22 protein-coding genes are annotated in these 19,656 nt (G+C 33.4%); 9 read left to right on the forward strand and 13 right to left on the reverse strand.

The genetic code is table 11. The features are described from left to right. Window positions 1-15: 15 nt before the first annotated feature. From hemN to ACFS3A_RS03135, 5 genes are all read right to left on the reverse strand, one after another. On the reverse strand, window positions 16-1,380 hold the full coding sequence (hemN, locus tag ACFS3A_RS03115; protein WP_379823867.1) for an oxygen-independent coproporphyrinogen III oxidase: 1,365 nt from the start codon (window positions 1,378-1,380) through the stop codon (window positions 16-18). Window positions 1,381-1,502: 122 nt separating this feature from the next. Further along, entirely contained in the window at window positions 1,503-1,979 is a 477-nt protein-coding gene (locus ACFS3A_RS03120) for a hypothetical protein (protein WP_379823868.1), read from the reverse strand. A gap of 100 nt (window positions 1,980-2,079) precedes the next feature. After that, window positions 2,080-2,427: a hypothetical protein gene (locus ACFS3A_RS03125; protein WP_379823869.1), complete on the reverse strand. Its 348-nt coding sequence runs from the start codon at window positions 2,425-2,427 to the stop codon at window positions 2,080-2,082. Window positions 2,428-2,535: 108 nt separating this feature from the next. Further along, on the reverse strand, window positions 2,536-2,958 hold the full coding sequence (locus ACFS3A_RS03130) for a DoxX family protein (RefSeq protein ID WP_109192729.1): 423 nt from the start codon (window positions 2,956-2,958) through the stop codon (window positions 2,536-2,538). A 122-nt stretch (window positions 2,959-3,080) separates the two neighbouring features. Continuing rightward, on the reverse strand, window positions 3,081-4,709 hold the full coding sequence (locus ACFS3A_RS03135; protein WP_379823870.1) for an acyl-CoA carboxylase subunit beta: 1,629 nt from the start codon (window positions 4,707-4,709) through the stop codon (window positions 3,081-3,083). 306 nt (window positions 4,710-5,015) lie between these two features. Between ACFS3A_RS03135 and ACFS3A_RS03140 the strand changes: the two genes are divergently transcribed. The 4 genes from ACFS3A_RS03140 to ACFS3A_RS03155 all read left to right on the forward strand — a co-directional run bounded on the left by ACFS3A_RS03140 (window position 5,016) and on the right by ACFS3A_RS03155 (window position 6,659). Then, window positions 5,016-5,606 (forward strand): TetR/AcrR family transcriptional regulator, encoded by a 591-nt coding sequence (locus tag ACFS3A_RS03140; protein ID WP_379823871.1) that lies wholly within the window; start codon window positions 5,016-5,018, stop codon window positions 5,604-5,606. 69 nt (window positions 5,607-5,675) lie between these two features. Further along, window positions 5,676-6,134, forward strand: a complete 459-nt coding sequence (locus ACFS3A_RS03145; RefSeq protein ID WP_379823872.1) for a hypothetical protein — start codon at window positions 5,676-5,678, stop codon at window positions 6,132-6,134. Between the two features lie 2 nt (window positions 6,135-6,136). Continuing rightward, window positions 6,137-6,445, forward strand: coding sequence for a DUF3817 domain-containing protein (locus ACFS3A_RS03150; protein WP_379823873.1), 309 nt, complete (start codon window positions 6,137-6,139; stop codon window positions 6,443-6,445). Window positions 6,446-6,452: 7 nt separating this feature from the next. Continuing rightward, window positions 6,453-6,659, forward strand: coding sequence for a hypothetical protein (locus ACFS3A_RS03155; RefSeq protein WP_379823874.1), 207 nt, complete (start codon window positions 6,453-6,455; stop codon window positions 6,657-6,659). A 52-nt stretch (window positions 6,660-6,711) separates the two neighbouring features. Here ACFS3A_RS03155 and lpxD read toward each other — a convergent pair whose 3' ends face one another. From lpxD to prfB, 4 genes are all read right to left on the reverse strand, one after another. After that, window positions 6,712-7,710: a UDP-3-O-(3-hydroxymyristoyl)glucosamine N-acyltransferase gene (gene lpxD, locus ACFS3A_RS03160; protein ID WP_379823875.1), complete on the reverse strand. Its 999-nt coding sequence runs from the start codon at window positions 7,708-7,710 to the stop codon at window positions 6,712-6,714. A gap of 331 nt (window positions 7,711-8,041) precedes the next feature. Continuing rightward, on the reverse strand, window positions 8,042-8,488 hold the full coding sequence (gene msrB, locus ACFS3A_RS03165; RefSeq protein ID WP_109192736.1) for a peptide-methionine (R)-S-oxide reductase MsrB: 447 nt from the start codon (window positions 8,486-8,488) through the stop codon (window positions 8,042-8,044). A gap of 29 nt (window positions 8,489-8,517) precedes the next feature. Further along, entirely contained in the window at window positions 8,518-9,372 is an 855-nt protein-coding gene (locus ACFS3A_RS03170; protein WP_379823877.1) for a hypothetical protein, read from the reverse strand. Continuing rightward, window positions 9,373-10,471, reverse strand: a protein-coding gene (gene prfB, locus ACFS3A_RS03175) for a peptide chain release factor 2 (protein ID WP_179004035.1) whose coding sequence is annotated in 2 segments (ribosomal slippage) — window positions 9,373-10,407 and window positions 10,409-10,471 — 1,098 coding nt in all. Because the reading frame shifts where the segments join, the coding sequence is not laid out codon by codon here. Window positions 10,472-10,622: 151 nt separating this feature from the next. Here prfB and ACFS3A_RS03180 point away from each other — a divergent pair. After that, window positions 10,623-11,642, forward strand: coding sequence for a threonine aldolase family protein (locus ACFS3A_RS03180; RefSeq protein WP_379823878.1), 1,020 nt, complete (start codon window positions 10,623-10,625; stop codon window positions 11,640-11,642). A gap of 122 nt (window positions 11,643-11,764) precedes the next feature. On the opposite strand, the gene ACFS3A_RS03185 is transcribed toward ACFS3A_RS03180, so the two are convergent. Next, window positions 11,765-12,085, reverse strand: coding sequence for a YbaB/EbfC family nucleoid-associated protein (locus ACFS3A_RS03185; RefSeq protein WP_276174292.1), 321 nt, complete (start codon window positions 12,083-12,085; stop codon window positions 11,765-11,767). A gap of 69 nt (window positions 12,086-12,154) precedes the next feature. On the opposite strand from ACFS3A_RS03185, the gene ACFS3A_RS03190 reads away from it, so the two are divergent. From ACFS3A_RS03190 to ACFS3A_RS03200, 3 genes are all read left to right on the forward strand, one after another. Then, window positions 12,155-14,290, forward strand: a complete 2,136-nt coding sequence (locus tag ACFS3A_RS03190) for a S9 family peptidase (RefSeq protein WP_379823879.1) — start codon at window positions 12,155-12,157, stop codon at window positions 14,288-14,290. A gap of 70 nt (window positions 14,291-14,360) precedes the next feature. Then, entirely contained in the window at window positions 14,361-15,401 is a 1,041-nt protein-coding gene (locus tag ACFS3A_RS03195) for a PLP-dependent cysteine synthase family protein (RefSeq protein WP_179004031.1), read from the forward strand. A gap of 327 nt (window positions 15,402-15,728) precedes the next feature. Beyond that, window positions 15,729-16,646 carry a LamG-like jellyroll fold domain-containing protein gene (locus ACFS3A_RS03200; protein WP_379823880.1) on the forward strand — a complete coding sequence of 306 codons (918 nt, stop codon included), beginning with the start codon at window positions 15,729-15,731 and terminating at the stop codon, window positions 16,644-16,646. A gap of 108 nt (window positions 16,647-16,754) precedes the next feature. Here ACFS3A_RS03200 and ACFS3A_RS03205 read toward each other — a convergent pair whose 3' ends face one another. After that, window positions 16,755-16,958 (reverse strand): hypothetical protein, encoded by a 204-nt coding sequence (locus ACFS3A_RS03205; RefSeq protein WP_379823882.1) that lies wholly within the window; start codon window positions 16,956-16,958, stop codon window positions 16,755-16,757. Window positions 16,959-17,238: 280 nt separating this feature from the next. Here ACFS3A_RS03205 and ACFS3A_RS03210 point away from each other — a divergent pair, with 280 nt between their 5' ends. Then, the gene (locus ACFS3A_RS03210) at window positions 17,239-18,144 is read left to right on the forward strand and encodes a LamG domain-containing protein (RefSeq protein ID WP_379823883.1); all 906 of its coding nucleotides are present in this window, start codon (window positions 17,239-17,241) and stop codon (window positions 18,142-18,144) included. Between the two features lie 262 nt (window positions 18,145-18,406). Here ACFS3A_RS03210 and ACFS3A_RS03215 read toward each other — a convergent pair whose 3' ends face one another. Both ACFS3A_RS03215 and ACFS3A_RS03220 read right to left on the reverse strand, forming a co-directional pair. Continuing rightward, window positions 18,407-18,802 carry a hypothetical protein gene (locus ACFS3A_RS03215; protein WP_379823884.1) on the reverse strand — a complete coding sequence of 132 codons (396 nt, stop codon included), beginning with the start codon at window positions 18,800-18,802 and terminating at the stop codon, window positions 18,407-18,409. 20 nt (window positions 18,803-18,822) lie between these two features. Continuing rightward, window positions 18,823-19,539 carry a hypothetical protein gene (locus ACFS3A_RS03220; protein ID WP_379823885.1) on the reverse strand — a complete coding sequence of 239 codons (717 nt, stop codon included), beginning with the start codon at window positions 19,537-19,539 and terminating at the stop codon, window positions 18,823-18,825. Window positions 19,540-19,656: the final 117 nt, after the last annotated feature.

Here is a 19,656-nt window from a genome sequence, read left to right on the forward strand (position 1 = left end):
TAAATCTTGTTTAAATTATACAGTCATCGAAAACAAGTTGGTTTCCGGTGACTTTCTTTTTAAATGTAAATCAAAAGCCATACAGATGTTGCGTACAAAAGGTCTTCCTTCTTCGGTAATGGTAAGTTTTCCTTCTCCAATAGAAATTAAATTGTCTTTTTCTATTTCTTCCAAATCTTCTAAAACCGTTGGAAGTTCTTTAAAATAAAGAGCATCATTTGTCCAGGAAGTTTGTAATTCACAAGTTAAGTTCAGGATGTGTTTTCTAATAATTAAATCTTCTTCATTTAAAATGTGCCCTTTTATAACCGGCAATTTATCCCATTCTAATAATTGGTAATAATCTTCCAGATTTTTAGTATTTTGGGCAAAACTATACCAGCTGTCGCTAATTGAGGAAACTCCCAAACCAATCATAACTTGTGTTTTAGAAGCGCCATAACCCATAAAGTTGCGGTGTAGATTTCCATTATGAGCGGCTTTGTATAAACTATCGTTTTTTAGTGCAAAATGATCCATTCCAATTTCATGGTAGCCATTTTGAGTAAGAAGTTGTTTTCCAATTTCGTACAGTTTTCTTTTTTCGGAATCTTTTGGCAGATTTTCATCATTAAAACCGCGTTGTCCGTTTCCTTTTATCCAAGGTACATGAGCGTAGCTATAGAAAGCCAAACGATCTGGTTTTAAAGAATTTGTTTTTTCAACGGTATCGATAATATCTTCAATAGTTTGAAATGGAAGTCCAAAAATTATGTCATGACCAATAGAAGTGTAGCCGATTTCTTTTGCCCAAAAAGTCACTTTCGCAACATTATGGAATGGCTGAATTCTATTAATAGCTTTCTGAACCGTAGCAGAATAATCCTGAACACCAAAACTAACTCGGCGAAAGCCTAATTCATATAGTTTTTTAAGTTGTTCGTATGTCGTATTGTTTGGATGTCCTTCAAAACTGAATTCATGATTTTCAGCTTTTACAGCATAGCTGAAAATTCCATTGATAAGATGCTCTAGATTTTCTTTTGAAAAGAAAGTTGGAGTTCCGCCACCCAGATGAATTTCTTTAATAACGGGTTTCTCAGGAAGAATTTTGCAGTATAAATGCCACTCTTTTAAAAGCGCTTTAATATAAGTTTCTTCAACAGAATGATTTTTGGTAATACGTTTATTGCATCCGCAGAAAGTACACATACTTTCGCAGAAAGGCAGATGAATGTATAAACTAATTCCGTTCTTTGAATTGCTTTCCGAAAATGATTTTTGTAAAGAAGTGATCCATTTTTCAGCTGTAAAATCAGCTTCATTCCAATACGGAACTGTCGGATAGCTTGTATATCTTGGACCAGGGACATTGTATTTTTGTGTCAAAGAGATTTTCATAATGACGGATTTAGTTTACATCAAAATTAAAACTTCAGTGACGGACATAAAATGACAAATATCATGTAAATGACAAAAAAAAAGAGACTCAAAACAGAGCCTCTTTTAACTGAATTAAATAACTAACGTGAAATAGAATCTTGGATGATTTTAAGCCATTTTTTTGCAAACTGATGATCTTGATAGACACTGATCTGTTTTATACGGTCATCGTCAAAATCATAGAATGGAATTATTATCTTTTTGGATGTTTCTTTGTCCTGAAATTCGAAATCAATTTTAATAATAGTATCTGAATTTGCGTCTGTTGTTGGAATTAGCCTGCATGAACTAACAGTATTTAAATCAACATAAATTGATTCCTGTTGATTTGGATTGAAATTCATCAAAATAAACTTATTGTTTTTTTGATCCAGCGTTAATGTTTTATTATTAATCGATTCTGTCAAATCAAAACTTTCCGGATTAGAAGGATTGAATCTTTTTTTGATATTTAGAATTCTTGATTTACTGGCAGCGCTAGAGCGAGCAGAAAAATATACCGGAATTGCGACAATAATTAAAATCACAATTCCCATAATGGTTGTTGTAGTTTCCATGATGTTTTTTAATGAAATAAATAAATTGATATACGCCAGTTTTCTACTGAAAACAGCCTATTAAATGAAGAATAAATCTTCGATCTGAATCAAGTTTTATTTACCAGAAAAAATGGAAAGCATAGAGTATGACTAAAACCTTTTTACTTTGAGTTGTAAATAGTTTTGTATATGCTATAGTAGTTGTAATGGTTTGATGCTGTGGGATAAGCGGTAAAAATGAATCCAAGCATTTTAGTATCCCGGACGAATAGCTTTTGATGTTTGCTGCAAATTGATAACTTCCCTGAGGTTGAATGAATGCAGACGAATCTCCAGTCTCTTTACAAAAATTAGAATCCGTTTTTTGCGTTTCAGTTATATGCACACATGATGTGTCTGCTTGATAAGCAAACAAACCTGCAATCAGAAGTGCAATAAATATAACAGTTTTACGAATCCAATTCATGTCGGCGAATTTAAGTCATAAAACACAATTAATGAAATTTTATAGAATTAATTAACAAACAAAAATAATCCTCAGCTTTTTATGGAAAAAAACTGAGGATTTATAAGGTTATTGTTGCATTTTGAAGTAATAATCAGCAGAATGTTTGCCGCTTCCATAAAACAAGAAGAAGATGCAGACTAATAAAACAACTACAGCCAGAAGTAAACTTTCAGAGTGCATTTTGCCCATGAAATTTACGAGGACGGCACCAAATAGAATAGGTAATTGAGCAGCAATTGCCCAACGGGTTAATAGTCCAAAAATAATCATTATACCACCAATCATATGAGCAGGAGCAATGTAATGCAGCATAAACATTCCTCCTCCAAATTTATCAATAGGGGAAATTAAATCATGCAGGTACTGAATATTGGTGACAAACGAGACACCTTTCATAAATAAAAATCCACCCAAAACAATACGTACTAGATCCACCGGTAAATAAGTGTGCGAGTTCGCCCATTTATTCAAACTTTTTACATTTTCCATGATGCTGTGTGATTAAAAATTATATACTAAGTTACTAATTTTTAGCGATATGTATATTTTTAACAGCCTGAAAATAAGATTTTTGCTTTTTATTTAACGTATTGTTGTGAATTATTAAATTGCTAAACCTGAATTACGCCCAAATTAAAAGGTTTTTGAATAGGAGCGTGGTTTGCAGCTTCGATTCCCATTGAGATCCAGGTTCTGGTGTCTAACGGATCTATGATAGCATCTGTCCAAAGTCTTGATGCTGCATAATACGGAGAAGTCTGCTCGTCGTAGCGTGCTTTTATTTTATTGAAAAGTTCCGTTTCTTTAGCTTCATCGATGATTTCTCCTTTCGCTTTGAGCGAAGAAGCTTCAATTTGTGCTAAAACTTTTGCGGCTTGAGTACCGCCCATAACAGCTAGTTCAGCACTTGGCCATGCAAAAATTAATCTTGGATCATACGCTTTCCCGCACATCGCGTAATTTCCTGCACCATAGGAATTGCCAACAATAACAGTAAATTTAGGAACTACCGAATTACTCACTGCATTTACCATTTTAGCACCGTCTTTAATAATGCCACCATGTTCCGATTTTGAACCGACCATAAATCCGGTTACATCTTGCAGAAACACCAACGGAATCTTCTTTTGATTGCAATTGGCTATAAAACGAGTTGCTTTATCGGCACTGTCAGAATAAATGACACCACCAAACTGCATTTCGCCTTTTTTAGTTTTTACCACTTTACGCTGATTAGCTACAATTCCAACAGCCCAACCATCTATTCTGGCGTAACCTGTAATAAGCGATTGTCCATAACCATCTTTGTAAGCTTCAAATTCTGAATTATCAACCAAACGTTTGATGATTTCCATCATATCATATTGTTCGGTTCTCGCTTTTGGAAGAATTCCGTAAATATCGTTTGGTTCTAAAGCTGGTTTTTCCGCTTTGATTCGGCTGTAACCCGCTTTGTCAAAATCACCAATTTTATCTACAATATTTTTTATTTTGTCTAAAGCATCTTTATCATCTTTCGCTTTATAATCGGTAACACCTGAAATTTCACAGTGAGTTGTGGCACCGCCTAAAGTTTCGTTATCAATCGTTTCGCCAATTGCTGCTTTTACCAAATAGCTTCCCGCAAGGAAAATACTTCCGGTTTTATCGACAATTAAAGCTTCGTCACTCATAATCGGCAGATAAGCACCGCCGGCCACACAGCTTCCCATAACGGCTGCAATTTGTGTAATTCCCATGCTGCTCATTTGAGCGTTGTTTCTAAAGATGCGGCCAAAATGTTCTTTATCCGGAAAAATTTCATCCTGCATCGGCAGATAAACTCCTGCGCTGTCTACAAGATAAATAATAGGAAGTCGGTTTTCCATAGCAATTTCCTGTGCACGAAGGTTTTTCTTTCCTGTTATTGGAAACCATGCACCGGCTTTTACAGTAGCATCATTAGCAACAACAATACATTGTTTCCCTTTGATGTAACCAATTTTTACGACAACACCGCCAGAGGGACATCCGCCGTGTTCCGGATACATTCCTTCTCCTGCAAAACTACCAATTTCAATACTTTTAGAATTTTCGTCCAATAAATAAGCGATTCTTTCACGAGCCGTCATTTTGCCTTCGGAATGCAGTTTTTCGATACGTTTTTCGCCTCCGCCTAATTTTACTTTAGCAAATTTTTGTTTTAATTCAGAAAGGAGTAGTTTATTGTGATCTTCGTTTTTATTGAAGTTTAAATCCATGATATAGTATTGATTTTACAAAATAGTGTTGGCTAATTTACAAAATCAATTGAAATAAATGAGTTGATTTATGAATTAAGAAATAGAGTTCTTGGCTTCTTTTTATTTAAACACATAGAAACATAGGATGCATAATTTAAATAAGAAAGTAAAAAAGAAACTAGTTTCTAACACATAGATGACTATGTTTTTTTATACAAATGAAACGACTTTTTATGCATACTAAATCTATGTTTCTATGTGTTAAAAATAATTACACCACTTATTTTTCTTTAATTTGCTTTTTCATACTAATTAGTATTTTTTATGTCAAAAGCGGCAAATACAAGACTGAACATTCTTCATAAAGCCTTTGAGTTGATTTATACCAAAGGCTATCAAACTACAAGTATTGATGAAATCATTGCAACTACGCAGGTTACGAAAGGAGCTTTTTATTACCATTTTAAAACAAAAGACGAAATGGGAGTTGCTATTATTGAAGAAATTCTTAAGCCAACTATGCAGGAACATTTTATAAAACCAACAGAAGCTTCTCAAAATCCAATTGAAGATTTTTATAATATGATTTCGTATTTACTGTTGGAAGATCCTTTTCTGCAAGTAAAATATGGCTGTCCGGTTGGAAATCTTACGCAGGAAATGACGCCATGGAATAACAGATTTAGTGAAGCTTTAGCGGAATTGGTTGATCTATGGAAAAAGACGATCATAGATTCAATCGAAAAAGGACAAGAATTTGGCTTAATCCGTAAAGATGTTGTTGGAGAACAAGTAGCATTTTTTATCTTATCAGGCTATTGGGGAATACGAAATTTCGGAAAACTCCAAAACGATAATTCGTCTTATCTGGTTTATTTAAAAGAACTTAAGAGCTATTTGAATGGTTTGAAATAAAATTATTTTTCAAAAACATACTAATTGGTATGTTTTTGAATATATTTGCATTGTCTAAATCAAAAAACAATGTATCAAACACTTTTAGTTGGCCATTCTTTTATGCGATGGCTCGTATTGCTAAGCTTATTGTATTCTATTTTTATTGCTTACAAAGGCTATTCTCAAAAACTTCCTTTTACCAAGAAAGATAATTTGTTGCGTCACTGGACAGCCACAATTGCTCATATCCAGCTTCTTTTTGGAATATTGGTTTATCTGCAGAGCCCGATTGTGAAATATTTTTGGAGAAATTATAAAGAAGAATTTCAAAATCTGGATGCTTCATTTTTTGGACTAATTCACATTGTTTTGATGTTAGTTGCTATAATTATCATTACAGTTGGTTCCGCTTTAGCGAAAAGGAAACTTTCAGATCAACAGAAATTCAAAACGATGCTAGTTTGGTTTTCTATTGCCTTAATCATCATTTTTATTGCCATTCCTTGGCCATTTTCACCTCTTGCGAATCGACCTTATTTTAGATAATTATGAAAAATTTATTTCAAACCAATACCGGACGTTTAAGAATTATTGGATTTCTTGAAGGTATATCACTTTTGATTTTACTTTTTATAGCAATGCCAATGAAGTATATTTTTGAAATGCCGTTTCTAACAAGACCTGTAGGAACTATTCACGGTGCTCTGTTTTTGCTTTTTATATTCAATGCTTTGAGTGTTGGAGTAGAGCAGAACTGGAAGTTTAGGGATACAACTTGGAAAGTGCTTTTGGCTTGTGTAATTCCATTTGGCACTTTTTACATTGATTCTAGAATTCTAAGTAAAATTCAAAATTAGTGAAGTTATGATTTTTGTATTCAAAACAAACATTGACAGCATTTCTAAAGTGAAGAAAGTTGCGCCAAAACTAAATCAGTTATTTCCCAATTCAAAATGGAATTTTGATCTAGAAGATTGTGATAATATTCTACGATTTGAGTGTAAAGATGATATTATCGAAAAGGTAATTTTCTTAATGAAAGTAATTGGCTTTGAATGTGAAGTGTTATAAAACAAAAAACATCCGTAGAAGCGGATGTTTTTTTATATAAATTATAATTGAATTATTTTTTAGGTGCACAAACCATTCGTTTTAACATCGCCCATTGTTTTAGGGCGTCACGAGCTTCAACTGCAGGATAACCCAGCATTGTTTTTCCGGCAGGAACGTCTCCGGTTACACCAGATCCTGCGCCAATTACGGCTCCATCTCCAATAGTAGTATGGTCTTTTATAGAAGCGCTTCCGCCAATAATAACGCCATTTCCTAAAGTTACAGAACCTGCTAAACCACTGTTTCCGGCCATAATACAGAACTTTCCAAGTTTGCTGTTATGCCCAATTTGAACTAAATTATCTATTTTACAACCATCTCCTAAAATTGTAGAACTGAATTTTCCGCGGTCAACACATGAATTTGCGCCAATTTCAACTCCGTTTCCAATAATTACATTACCAATTTGCGGTATCTTTACTAGTCCTTTTTCACTGCAAGGACGAAATCCGAAACCATCTGCTCCAATGGTTGCGTTTGGATGAATGATACAATCGCTTCCAACATGACAACGCTCGCGAATCACTGTTCCAGACCAGATAATAGTGTTTTTTCCAACTGTAGATTCGTCTAAAATAGTGACATTTGGGTAGATTACTGCATTGGTGCCAATTTCAGCTTTTGGTCCAATATAACAGCCGGCACCAATTTTGGCACCTTCGCCAATTACTGCGGTTTCATCTATAGTAGCTGTTCGGTGAATATTGTTATGAAAAATTGGAGTAGGCGGAGCAAAAAGAGCAAGAATTTGCGACATCGCCAAATCGGCATTTTTAACTTTTATGAAAGCGCGGTTCTCTCCAGGTTCAATCGAAATATCTTCGTTGACCACAGCAATGGATGCATTAGAAGTCGACCAGTATTTTTCGTATTTTTTATTTCCAATAAATGAGATTTCTGAAGTCGTTGCTTTTTCTAGTTGTTCTGTGGCGTTTATGGTTTGGGAAGTACTGCCGTAAATTACGCCATTAATAACTTCGTTAATTTCTTGAATTGAATAGGATCTCATTGACAAATTTTAATCGACTAAAGGTTATTTTTTGCCAAATAAAATGAATTACATTCTAATTACCTAATTAATTTTTTTAGTTTCTTAATAAAAAAATAAAATAATAATGTGATTTTTGAAAAATTAACATTTAAAATATTAATTTAATGAGAGTTTTTTAAGGGACTGAGTAGCTGTAACTTAGTTTTTGAATAGAAACAGAGGAAAATTTGTAACTAAAAAATGAATAATTTAATTGTTAAGTGATGGCTTACATTTGTTTTGTTAAATCACTTGATTGTTGGTAGTTATAAAAAAAACGATTCACTTTTAAGGAATCGCTTTCTATAAATTATTCTTTAATTTTTGATAAAGAAACTGCGTTTATGCAGTAACGTAAACCACTTGGTGGAGGTCCATCTGGGAAAATATGCCCCAAATGTGCATCGCACACATTACATACAACCTCAACACGAACCATTCCGTATGACCTGTCAGCATGATATGCGATAGCATTTTCTTTGATTGGCTGTGTAAAAGAAGGCCACCCTGTTCCTGATTCAAATTTTTCACTTGCATCAAAAAGAACAGTTCCGCAGCACTTGCATTCGTAAATGCCAGGATCGAACAAACTGCACAATTCAGAGCTAAAAGATCTTTCGGTGCCTTTTAGACGAGTTACCTGAAATTCTTCCGGAGTTAAGATTTGTTTCCATTCTTCCTCCGTTTTTTCCACTCTCTTTTCAGGAGCTGGATTTCCTTTATTTGTAAAATGAATTACATCTGCCCATTTTATCATAACTATTTTTTTTAGTAAATATGAAAAGTTTAATTGTCAAAAGGGTAATTTTTATAACGCTTATATTCTCCGGTTTCGCAATTTATTTTAACCACATACTGTTTTAGATTTCTAGGAACTAAATCATTAGGAAGCGTTCCTGATTCAGTTTCTTCGCCAAATACATAATAACTATCTTTTGGGCCAACTTCAATTCCATTAATTGTAGTAGATCTAAAAACCTGATTTTTCCTTTTTTCTTTTAGGATCCGTTCGGCATCTTCTATTTTTATATTGCTCTTTTTTGCAAAACCATAATATCCAGCACTATCAGATACACTTATCTTTTTAATATGTTTGGATATTTCAGGGTTTATCCAGCCGTTTTCCCTGAAAAGTATTGGACTTAGCAGAACCTCATTGTTAATTGTAGGATTATCAGAAAATCGGCAGTCATGGCTTCCGACATATCCTGTCATTCCATAATGTAAGTAAGCGTAATGATGGTATCCTGAAATGTAATAATGTAATTTGTTTTGTGTAGTAACTACAATCGTATCAGTTTTTAAAAATGCTTTATAAGGAATATTAATTGATTGGTATTCGCTGGAAGAAGTTTTTTTATTAAACCCATTTTTAATTATTGTGTCATGGATGAATTTCCCTTCTCTTATGATCTGGAATTTAAGAATACTGATTTCGTTTTTCTTGAATTTTGCAAATTGAATCTCAGGTTGTTCTGTAATAAATTTGATGGAATCACATTCTTTTGAGAATGCGATTCCATCAATTTCAGCTTGTTTTTTACGGCTATTTGATGACCAAAAGAACCATCCAATTATTATTGCTAATAATATAAATACTGTGCCTGTAACTACTAAACAACCTTTGATGTATTTGTTCATTTATTCTTCTTCTTTCTGTCCCATCATCATTAAATAGGCTTTAAGGAAAGCGTCAATATTTCCGTTCATTACGCCATCGACATCGCTGGTTTCGTAACCTGTACGAACGTCCTTTACCAATTTGTAAGGCTGCATTACGTAATTACGAATCTGCGATCCCCATTCGATTTTCATTTTTCCGGCTTCAATATCAGCACGCTGCGCTTGTTGTTTCTTTAACTCAATTTCATACAATTGAGAACGAAGCATTTGCATAGCACGTTGTCTGTTATCTTGCTGAGAACGTGTTTCAGAACATTGAATCTGAATTCCGGTTGGTTTGTGAACCAATTGCACTTTTGTTTCCACTTTGTTTACATTCTGTCCACCGGCTCCACTTGAACGAGAAGTTGTAATTTCGATATCGGCAGGATTAATGTCGATTTCAATACTATCATCAACTAATGGATAAACGTAAACTGATACGAATGATGTATGACGTTTAGCATTACTATCAAAAGGTGAAATACGCACCAAACGGTGTACTCCGTTTTCTCCTTTTAGATATCCAAAAGAATAATCACCTTCAAATTCTAAAGTTACGGTTTTAATTCCTGCAACATCGCCTTCCTGAAAGTTCAGTTCTTTTATTTTGTAGCCATAACTTTCTCCCCACATCATGTACATACGCATCAGCATTCCGGCCCAGTCGCAACTTTCTGTTCCTCCAGCTCCAGCGGTAATCTGAACTACAGCGCTTAAACTGTCGCCTTCGTCAGAAAGCATGTTTTTGAATTCAATGTTTTCAATGTGCGATTGCGCGGCATTGTATTGTTCATCTAGTTCGTCAACAGTAAGTTCTCCTTCTTTGTAGAAATCATAAGCCAGCTGTAATTCTTCTGTTAAAGAAACGGCTTTGTCATAATCTTCGATCCATTTTTTCTTGTTTCGAAGATTTTTTACAATGTTTTCTGCTTCTTTCGGATTGTTCCAAAAGTCAGGAGCAAACGTTTTTTCTTCTTCGTTTGCGATTTCGATTAGCTTGGCATCGACGTCAAAGATACCTCCTCAACGCACCAAGGCGCTCCACAATACCTTTTACTTGTTCGGCTGTTGTCATAAATTAATTAATAGGATTTATATGTTTTTTATCAAAATTACGTTAATTTGGTCTATAGAAACGAGCGAGTTAAATTTTACTAAAACTTGCTGAGAATAACTATAAGTAATACGTAATTTTGCATACAAAAATAAGATATAGTTTTTAGAATATGGAAATAAATTTAATCAGCGATACCATAACAAAGCCTACTTATGAAATGCTGCAGTATATGTTTAACGCTCATGTCGGCGATGATGTATACAAACAGGACCCTACGGTGATTGAATTGGAAAACAGAACAGCAGAGTTTTTTGGTATGGAAGCTGGGCTTTTTTTTCCGTCTGGAACTATGGCTAACCAAACAGCGATTAAACTACATACACAGCCGGGAGAGCAGTTGATTGCCGATAAATATGCTCATGTTTATCATTATGAAGGAGGAGGAGTTTCTTTTAACAGCGGAGTTTCCTGTTGTTTAATAGATGGGAATCGCGGTATGATTACAGCAGCACAAGTGAAAGCAGCAATAAACGATCCTGAATTTTATCATAGTCCGTTAACCAGTTTGGTTTGTGTTGAAAATACGACAAATAAAGGTGGGGGAGCTTGTTACGAATTAGAAGATTTAAGAGAGATAAAAAAAGTTTGTGACGCTAATAATTTGAAATTTCATTTAGACGGTGCCAGAATCTGGAATGCTTTGGTGGCAAAAAGACAAAATCCGAAAGAATTTGGGGCTATATTTGACACCATTTCAGTTTGTTTGTCTAAAGGTCTTGGAGCTCCAATTGGTTCAGTGCTGCTTGGTAGTAAAGATGATATTCGCAGAGCGTTGAGAATCAGGAAGATATTAGGCGGAGGGATGCGTCAGGTTGGTTATTTAGCTGCTGCAGGATTATATGCTTTGGCGCACAATATCGAAAGACTGGCAGAAGATCATCGAAGAGCGAAAGAAATAGCGAAAGTGCTGAGTATTAAACCCTGGATTGGATCAATTGAACCAGTAGAAACTAATATTTTAATTTTTTCTTTGGCTGAAGGTTACAGCGATCAATTATTAATAGAAAAATTAAAGCAGAAAAACATATTAATAAGTTCGCTTGGTCATAACAAACTTAGAATTGTAACACATTTAGATTACAAAGAAGTAATGCATACTTATGTAATTGATACGCTTTCGAAATTTTAGACAAAGTGACAAAGGTTCAGAGTAACAAAGCTTACAAAAAAAGACGCACATTGCGTCTTTTTTTGTTTTTTGAGTAAGAGAGAAGAAATCTTTGTCCCTTTGTAACTCTGTATCTTTGCCTCTTATTTAAAAAGATTATCCATTCCAGGAATAGAAGGCATATCCATTCTTGCAACAGCGTCTAATTCTCTTTCGTTAACATTTGTTGCTTTTTCAATTGCTTTGTTTAGAGTTACAATTAAATAGTCTTCCAATTGTTCTTTATCTTCTAAAAGAGAATCATCAATAGAAAGAGATTTTATTTTTCTGCTTGCAGTAATAGTAACTTTTAATAATCCGTCAGCGCTTTGTTCATCAATCAAAACAGTATCTAAACGCTTTTTTGTATCTTCAATTTTTTGCTGGGTTTCTTTAAGTTTACCCATCATTCCCATTAAATCCATTTTTGTTGATTTTTTAAATTATTTCAGACAAAATTAGTATATTGCTGTGTTAAATCAATAGAATATTTTATGAAAAAATTAATTTTGTTCTATTGTGTTTGTACTATTTTTGCGTCTTTATATTTAAAAATTAATGCTCAGTCAATGCAAAATGATATATCGGCTCCAAAGGCCAAAATAATTCCAAAAACATTAAAAAAACACAAAGAATCCAGGATTGACAACTATTTCTGGCTGAATGACAGAGAAAATTCAGAAGTAATCGATTATTTAAATCAGGAGAATACTTACTATGAGGGAATGACTTCTCATACAAAAGTTTTAAAAGATAATCTGTTTGAAGAAATGAAAGGAAGAATTAAAGAAGACGATTCTTCGGTTCCTTATTTCTACAATGGATATTTCTATATTACCCGTTTTGAAACAGGACAGGATTACCCAATTTTCGCCAGAAAAAAAGGAAGCCTTTCTGCAGTCGAAGAAATTCTTTTTAATTGTAATGAAATGGCAAAAGGACATGCCTATTTCAAATTAGGTGGTTTAAGTATCAGTCCGGATAATAAATTTGCCAGTTTTGGGATAGATATTGTTGGGAGAAGAATTTATACCATTCAAATTAAAAATTTAGAAACAGGTGAAATTTTAGCTGATAAAATAGAAAATGTTACCGGAGCTTCTGTTTGGGCAAATGATAACAACACTATTTTTTATGTGAGACAAGATCAGGTGACACTTAGAGCTGATAAAGTTTTTAGACATAAATTGAATACAGCATCAGAAAAAGATGTTTTGGTTTTTGATGAAGTGGATGATACTTTTAATGTTTCGATTAGTAAAGAAAAATCCAGAAAATATATTGTTATTGGTTCAGGAAGCACTTTAACAACTGAATACAGAATTTTGAATTCGAATAATCCGGACGGAGAATTTGTTGTTTTTCAACCACGAGTTCGCGGATTAGAATACAGTATTTCGCACTACGAAGATTCGTTTTATATTTTGACTAATAAAGATAAAGCGACCAATTTTAAATTAATGAAAACGCCTGAAGATAAAACAGGGAAGAAAAACTGGGTTGATCTTATTCCGCACAGAGAAGATGTTTTATTGGAGGACATTGAAATATTCAAAAATTATTTAGTTGTAGAGGAACGTTCTAACGGATTAAATCATATTCGTATTATGCCTTGGAATGGTGAGCCGGATTATTATCTTCCTTTTGGTAGTGAGACTTATAACGCTTACACAACAACTAATGTTGATTTTGATACCGATATTTTACGTTACAGTTATCAGTCATTGGCAACGCCGTCTTCTATAATTGATTTTAATATGAGGACTAAAGCCAAAGAAATCTTGAAGGAACAGGAGGTTTTAGGCGGAAAGTTTGATAAAAACAATTATGTAGAAGAACGCGTTTGGGCAACTGCGAGAGATGGTGTAAAAGTGCCAATTTCGATGGTTTACCGAAAAGGATTAGAGAAAAACGGTAAAAATCCGTTGTTGCTTTATGCTTACGGGTCTTATGGAATTACGATGGATACTTATTTCTCTTCTACAAGATTATCACTTTTGGATCGCGGATTTGTATATGCTATCGCGCATATTCGTGGAGGAGAGGATTTAGGGAGGCAATGGTATGAAGATGGAAAACTGTTAAAAAAGAAAAATACCTTTACAGATTTCATTGATTGCTCTAAATTTGTAATAGACCAAAAGTACACTTCTCCCGAACATTTATATGCAGAAGGAGGATCGGCAGGAGGTTTGTTAATGGGAGTTATTGTAAATGAAGCTCCTGAATTATATAACGGAGTCATTGCTCAGGTGCCTTTTGTAGACGTAATTACCACAATGCTGGATGACAGCATTCCGCTTACAACCGGAGAGTATGATGAATGGGGGAACCCAAACAAAAAAGAGTATTATGATTATATGTTATCGTATTCACCTTACGATAATGTAAAAGCACAGGGATATCCTAATATGTATGTATCTACAGGATTGCACGATTCGCAGGTACAATATTGGGAGCCAGCTAAATGGGTTGCAAAATTGCGAGATTTAAAAACAAATGACAAACTTTTATTTTTAGATACCAACATGGATGCAGGACATGGCGGGGCTTCGGGACGTTTTGAGGCTTTGAAAGACTTAGCAAAAGAATTTAGTTTTTTATTAGATTTAGAAAAAATTAAAAGCTAATTAGATTTTTTTTGTTAAATTTGCAACCTATCAAGGTTAATTAAAAATGCCCTTGATTAACTATTTTTTTATGAAAGAAGAAATAACCGCTTATAATAATGTTTTAGAGTTAATAGGTAACACCCCGCTTATTAAACTAAATAAAATCACCGAAGAGTTAGAAGGAAATTTCTACGCAAAGGTAGAAGCTTTCAATCCAGGTCATTCCTCAAAAGATAGAATCGCGTTATATATTATTGAAGAAGCCGAGAAAAGAGGAATTCTTTCGCCAGGAGATACCATTATCGAAACCACATCTGGAAATACAGGATTTAGTTTAGCAATGGTAAGCATTATTAAAGGTTACAATTGTATTTTAGCAGTAAGTTCAAAATCATCCAAAGATAAAATTGACATGCTGCGAAGTTTAGGAGCTAAAGTATATGTCTGTCCCGCTCACGTTTCTGCAGATGACGAAAGATCATATTATAACGTTGCAAAACGTTTACACGAAGAAACAAAAGGATCAGTTTACATTAATCAATATTTTAACCAATTGAATATTGATGCTCACTACAACACTACCGGTCCGGAGATTTGGGAACAGACAAAAGGACAAATTACGCACTTAGTTGCTTGCAGCGGAACAGGAGGAACGATCTCCGGAACTGCAAAATTCTTAAAAGAAAAAAATCCAAATATTAGAATTCTCGGAGTTGATGCTTTTGGTTCTGTATTGAAAAAATACCACGAAACAAAAGAGTTTGACAGCAAAGAAATTTACCCATACCGTATAGAAGGTTTAGGTAAAAACTTAATTCCATCGGCTACAGATTTTGATATTATTGATAAATTCATGAAAGTAACCGACGAAGAAAGTGCGCACTCAGCAAGAGAAATCACTCGTAAAGAAGGTTTGTTTGTTGGATACACTTCCGGAGCAGTAATGCAGGCTATAAAGCAGTATGCTGAAGAAGGTGAATTTACAAAAGAGAGTAATATTATTGCTATTTTCCCGGATCATGGTTCTCGTTATATGAGTAAAGTATTTAGTGATGACTGGATGAATGAACAAGGTTTCTTTGATAGTGTTAACGAAGAAGAAGCTCAAAAAATTGAATTCGTAAAGTAATTTAATTGCTTTTTTAAATATAAACTCCATTCGTATTTGCGAATGGAGTTTTTTTATGGTGTAAGCTCAAGAAAAAAAATATTGAATATATTATTAAAAGAGCGTATTTATACGTAAGAAATTATTAAGTTGATTGAATTCTGACTTGTATTTTAGTAATATCGTTAAAAGTGTGAAAATATATTTTTTGGATATAAAATGTCCGAAATTGTTTATTTTAACGAGTATTTCTGTAGGTTGTCGGAAAAATTTCCGCTCCAATTCATAATAATCTAGTTTAGCAGTGTTAAAATAACCTTAGTTGTTTAATCCCTAAAATCTATTATTATGAAAAAATTACTACTCACAGTTTTGTTTGTAAGTTATTTGAATGTTACTGCTCAAACACCGATTCAGGAATTTAACTTTAATGGTACTTTAAATAATACCGCCAACACCACTTCATTTATGGGAATCGATAATTTCGTTGCCGACAGGGCAGGAGAGCTCAGAGGTGCCCAAAGATTAAATAATAAAGCTTTAGAGGCTGTAATAGACAATCTGCCGCAAGGTAAGACTGCGAGAACGGTTAGTATTTGGGTTAAATTCAATGATATTTCAAACGCAAATTATATCTGGGGCTACGGTAATGCTTATAATGCGCAATATTGCGGATTATTACAACAAGGAACCTCAACTTCTAACTCTGATCTTAGTTTGGCTGCCTGGGGAGCTTCTAACGATGTTATTGTGTCTACACAACTTGAAAAGTATGTTTGGTACAATTATACTATTACTTACGAAGGAGCAACTTCGAGAATATACCGTGACGGGAAGTTATTGAAATATCTGGAAGGCATGACTAGAGCAACAAACGGGAATATTTTTAGACTTGGAGAAATTAATACGACTATCGGAATTAATGCCGATATAGATGATTTAAAAATCTATAATGTGGCTTTAACACCGGAGCAGGTTAGTGCTCTTTATGAGAGTGGAAAACCTGTTGTAGCTATGGCAGCTGCGCCAACAATGGAGTTGAAAACTTCTAAGGCAACAACATCTGCTAAAGGCAAAACTACCGTTAAGCCAAGCGGGACAATTATTGCGTCAAATGATGTAAACGGATCTGTTAAAAATATTGAAGTGTATTCACAAGGTCAAAAAATAGAAGGAAGCAATGCATTGAACATTAATGATCTTCCGGAGGGAACTTATTTGTTAAAAGTTACCAGTTCTCCTGCCAAAAAGATTACTTCAAAATAACAATATTTACTTAGTTTTTAATTTTAGTTAGTTTGTATGTTGCGTTAGCAACGGAATTTTTTGAAATAGTAAAAAAAGCCTTCTGGAGTTCAGAAGGTTTTTTATTGATTATCTTTTTTTCTGCTGACCTGGAGCGTACTGTTTTGCGCTTTTGCTTCCTGAAGCTTTTTTAGCTTGTCCTGGTGGGATTTTTTTACCTGTAGTGGTTTGCGTGGCAGTGTGAGTGTGCGTACTACAGCTAATAACACTTAATATTAAAAATAAAAGTACTAAAGCGATAACTGCAATTCTAGTGATTTTTGATGTCTGCATTTGGGGTAATTAATAGTTAATTCTGTTGAGACAAATATAATTTTTTAAAACAGAAATTATGAAACAATAGCCTATAAACATGTTTTTTTAAGTTTTGTGAGAATTCTGTATTTATATGTAGGAATTGCTTGGTGATGCTGAATTAAAATTATAGTTTTAACAAAATTTATAAAAATACAATTAGGATTTTAATAAGCTGAAGTATTGTAGTTTAAAATTCTTTAAAAAAGAAGAATTTCATTCTGATACATTAAAAATATACTTTTAATATCTTTTATACATGAAAAAATTATTACTTTCTTTAATGTTTGTAAGTTTTTTGAATACGAATGCGCAAAATCCGGTGCAGGAATTTACTTTTAATGGAAACCTAAATAGTGCCGATAACACTATTTCATTTTTGGGAACTCCTGTTTTTGTAAATGACAGAATGGGCGCTCCTAAAAGTGCTTTACGACTTACCAATAAAGCGTATCAGGCAGTGGTAGGGGATCTTCCACAGGATAATAAACCAAAGACTTTTTCTGTTTGGGTAAAATTTAATGCCGTGACCGCAGCCAATTATATTTTTGGTTACGGTACTGCTGTAAATGGACAGTATTTCGGATTAATACAACAACCCACAGTTTCGGGCAGTTCTGATTTAAGTTTGGTGGGCTGGGGAGATACAAACAACGTAGTAGTGTCTGTGCCGCTCGTTAAAGAAACCTGGTATTTTTATAGCGTAACTTATGATGGAAATATATCAAAAATATATCGCAACGGAGAATTGCTAAAAGCTGTAGAAGGCATGCAGCGTTCGGCAAAAGGATATATTTTAAACATTGGAAAACTCAATACGGCAACCAGTATTAATGCCGATATTGACGATCTTAGATTATATACTGTTGCTATGACAGACGAACAGGTAAGAGAGGCTTATAACAGTTCTAAACCAGCTTCTTCAGCTGCAACAGTAAGTCAAGTTGCAGCGCCGGTAAAAAAAACAGCAGCGCCTGTAAAAACTCCAGTTCAAGCTCCGGCACCCGTTGCAGCTTCTTCAAATGAAGCTAATAAAGCAGGCGGTAAAAATATCGAGGTTTTCTCGCAGGGAAAAAAACTAATAGGGACTGATGCATCTAATATTAATGATTTACCGGAAGGAACTTATTTGATTAAAGTGACTAATGGAACTCCTCAGAAATAAAGGAGTTTTTCAAACTAAAAAAGCCTTCTGAATTTTCAGAAGGCTTTTTGTTTTTTAGCTTAATACGCTAATTACTATGAATAGAACTACTAGTGAAATTATGGCGTATCTTGTGATTTTTGAGGTTTACATGAAACTATTTATTGTTTAATTTTAATTTTTCAAATTAAGGTAAGTATTCATTAGCCATGGAAGTAAGAAGAGATTCTAGATATGAAAGTTTTCCGTCATAATCTGTATCATTGCATAATTTTAGGAACTTTTAGATTTTCCAATATCTAACCTCTTTAGGAATTAGTTCCAAAAACTTATCCTGATTTTCTATAAAAGAACCTTTCCATCCTTCCATAATTCTATTTTCAATTGCCTGATCAAAATAGTTGCTATAAAGCTCTTTATTATCAAAGTCGATGTATAAACTTGGAAGATAATTATTATAAGAGCTTTTAACTAAATTGGAGAAGTCATTTTTATATGATGTATTTTCAAATTCAATTTTTAGTGGTTTTATTTCTTGTAAATAAGTATTGTTAAGGATATCATTCTCCCAATCCTCTAAAAGCCACCAGGAATTTTCTCCGAAATAAATCGATGCTTTATTATCTAATTTGATAATTACGAATATTCCGTCCTTAAATTTATTAAAATAAGAACTCATTTGCCTGTAGTTTTAGACTTTTAGTATTGTGTTTCTAAGATTTCTATTAACTCCTTAAATAAATTATATTCGGAGTTCCATTCCTTATTATTTTTCATTTCCTGTTCTTCTTTTATATAAGTATTTAGCAGCCATTCTTTATAGAAATCATAATTTTTATTTTTGCAGATTCGCATAATGACAAGTTTTTTTAAATGCAATGGTCCAACACCAAAATAATCAGCTAAATTCATCTGATCAACTTTATTTATAATCTCATCATTTATATATTGTATATTACTATATTTTTTCCAAAAAGGAATAAAATAACGCTCAATTACTTCTTTATAATGTTCGCATAATTTATCCAGCATTTCTTTGTCTGTAGCTAAATCATAACCATCGAATTGTCTAAATGAATCCCATATTAGTTTAAAATTTGGAATCGTAAATTCATTAAACCAAATTGTAGGATGTAATTGACCTACATGTAAATCATGTTTTGAAAGTAACGCAATTAACATATTTTCTATAAAATTTACTCCAACCCAACAGTGAAACCCACCATTTACAATTTTATGATCAGGATAGGTGAGTTCTCCCAGACCTACAAATATTTCATGTTTATATCCATTTGTATTATTATGAAAATATAAAGCATCTTCGTTCATTTTGATCTTAAATCTTGAAAATTCGGGAAAGTTGCTTGACATAAAATCAGCTATATAATCATTTACAAAATTTAATTTTTCACTCATTTATTTGTTATTTTAAATATATTCAATACTCTTACTGGTTTTTGAGTTGATGATTTTTGAAGTTTGGTTTTTGCTTATGTTAGCAAGATTGGGTTTTAGTTATTACTGTTTTTGTAA

This window comes from Flavobacterium notoginsengisoli (assembly GCF_042686225.1).
Taxonomy (GTDB): Bacteria; Bacteroidota; Bacteroidia; order Flavobacteriales; family Flavobacteriaceae; genus Flavobacterium; species Flavobacterium notoginsengisoli.

Excerpts from the sequence above, each read along its gene's own strand:
- hemN (WP_379823867.1), bottom strand. The coding sequence starts at position 1,380 with ATGAAAATCTCTTTGACACAAAAATACAATGTCCCTGGTCCAAGATAT.
- ACFS3A_RS03120 (WP_379823868.1), bottom strand. The coding sequence starts at position 1,979 with ATGGAAACTACAACAACCATTATGGGAATTGTGATTTTAATTATTGTC.
- ACFS3A_RS03125 (WP_379823869.1), bottom strand. The coding sequence starts at position 2,427 with ATGAATTGGATTCGTAAAACTGTTATATTTATTGCACTTCTGATTGCA.
- ACFS3A_RS03130 (WP_109192729.1), bottom strand. The coding sequence starts at position 2,958 with ATGGAAAATGTAAAAAGTTTGAATAAATGGGCGAACTCGCACACTTAT.
- ACFS3A_RS03135 (WP_379823870.1), bottom strand. The coding sequence starts at position 4,709 with ATGGATTTAAACTTCAATAAAAACGAAGATCACAATAAACTACTCCTT.
- ACFS3A_RS03140 (WP_379823871.1), top strand. The coding sequence starts at position 5,016 with ATGTCAAAAGCGGCAAATACAAGACTGAACATTCTTCATAAAGCCTTT.
- ACFS3A_RS03145 (WP_379823872.1), top strand. The coding sequence starts at position 5,676 with ATGTATCAAACACTTTTAGTTGGCCATTCTTTTATGCGATGGCTCGTA.
- ACFS3A_RS03150 (WP_379823873.1), top strand. The coding sequence starts at position 6,137 with ATGAAAAATTTATTTCAAACCAATACCGGACGTTTAAGAATTATTGGA.
- ACFS3A_RS03155 (WP_379823874.1), top strand. The coding sequence starts at position 6,453 with ATGATTTTTGTATTCAAAACAAACATTGACAGCATTTCTAAAGTGAAG.
- lpxD (WP_379823875.1), bottom strand. The coding sequence starts at position 7,710 with ATGAGATCCTATTCAATTCAAGAAATTAACGAAGTTATTAATGGCGTA.
- msrB (WP_109192736.1), bottom strand. The coding sequence starts at position 8,488 with ATGATAAAATGGGCAGATGTAATTCATTTTACAAATAAAGGAAATCCA.
- ACFS3A_RS03170 (WP_379823877.1), bottom strand. The coding sequence starts at position 9,372 with ATGAACAAATACATCAAAGGTTGTTTAGTAGTTACAGGCACAGTATTT.
- ACFS3A_RS03180 (WP_379823878.1), top strand. The coding sequence starts at position 10,623 with ATGGAAATAAATTTAATCAGCGATACCATAACAAAGCCTACTTATGAA.
- ACFS3A_RS03185 (WP_276174292.1), bottom strand. The coding sequence starts at position 12,085 with ATGGATTTAATGGGAATGATGGGTAAACTTAAAGAAACCCAGCAAAAA.
- ACFS3A_RS03190 (WP_379823879.1), top strand. The coding sequence starts at position 12,155 with ATGAAAAAATTAATTTTGTTCTATTGTGTTTGTACTATTTTTGCGTCT.
- ACFS3A_RS03195 (WP_179004031.1), top strand. The coding sequence starts at position 14,361 with ATGAAAGAAGAAATAACCGCTTATAATAATGTTTTAGAGTTAATAGGT.
- ACFS3A_RS03200 (WP_379823880.1), top strand. The coding sequence starts at position 15,729 with ATGAAAAAATTACTACTCACAGTTTTGTTTGTAAGTTATTTGAATGTT.
- ACFS3A_RS03205 (WP_379823882.1), bottom strand. The coding sequence starts at position 16,958 with ATGCAGACATCAAAAATCACTAGAATTGCAGTTATCGCTTTAGTACTT.
- ACFS3A_RS03210 (WP_379823883.1), top strand. The coding sequence starts at position 17,239 with ATGAAAAAATTATTACTTTCTTTAATGTTTGTAAGTTTTTTGAATACG.
- ACFS3A_RS03215 (WP_379823884.1), bottom strand. The coding sequence starts at position 18,802 with ATGAGTTCTTATTTTAATAAATTTAAGGACGGAATATTCGTAATTATC.
- ACFS3A_RS03220 (WP_379823885.1), bottom strand. The coding sequence starts at position 19,539 with ATGAGTGAAAAATTAAATTTTGTAAATGATTATATAGCTGATTTTATG.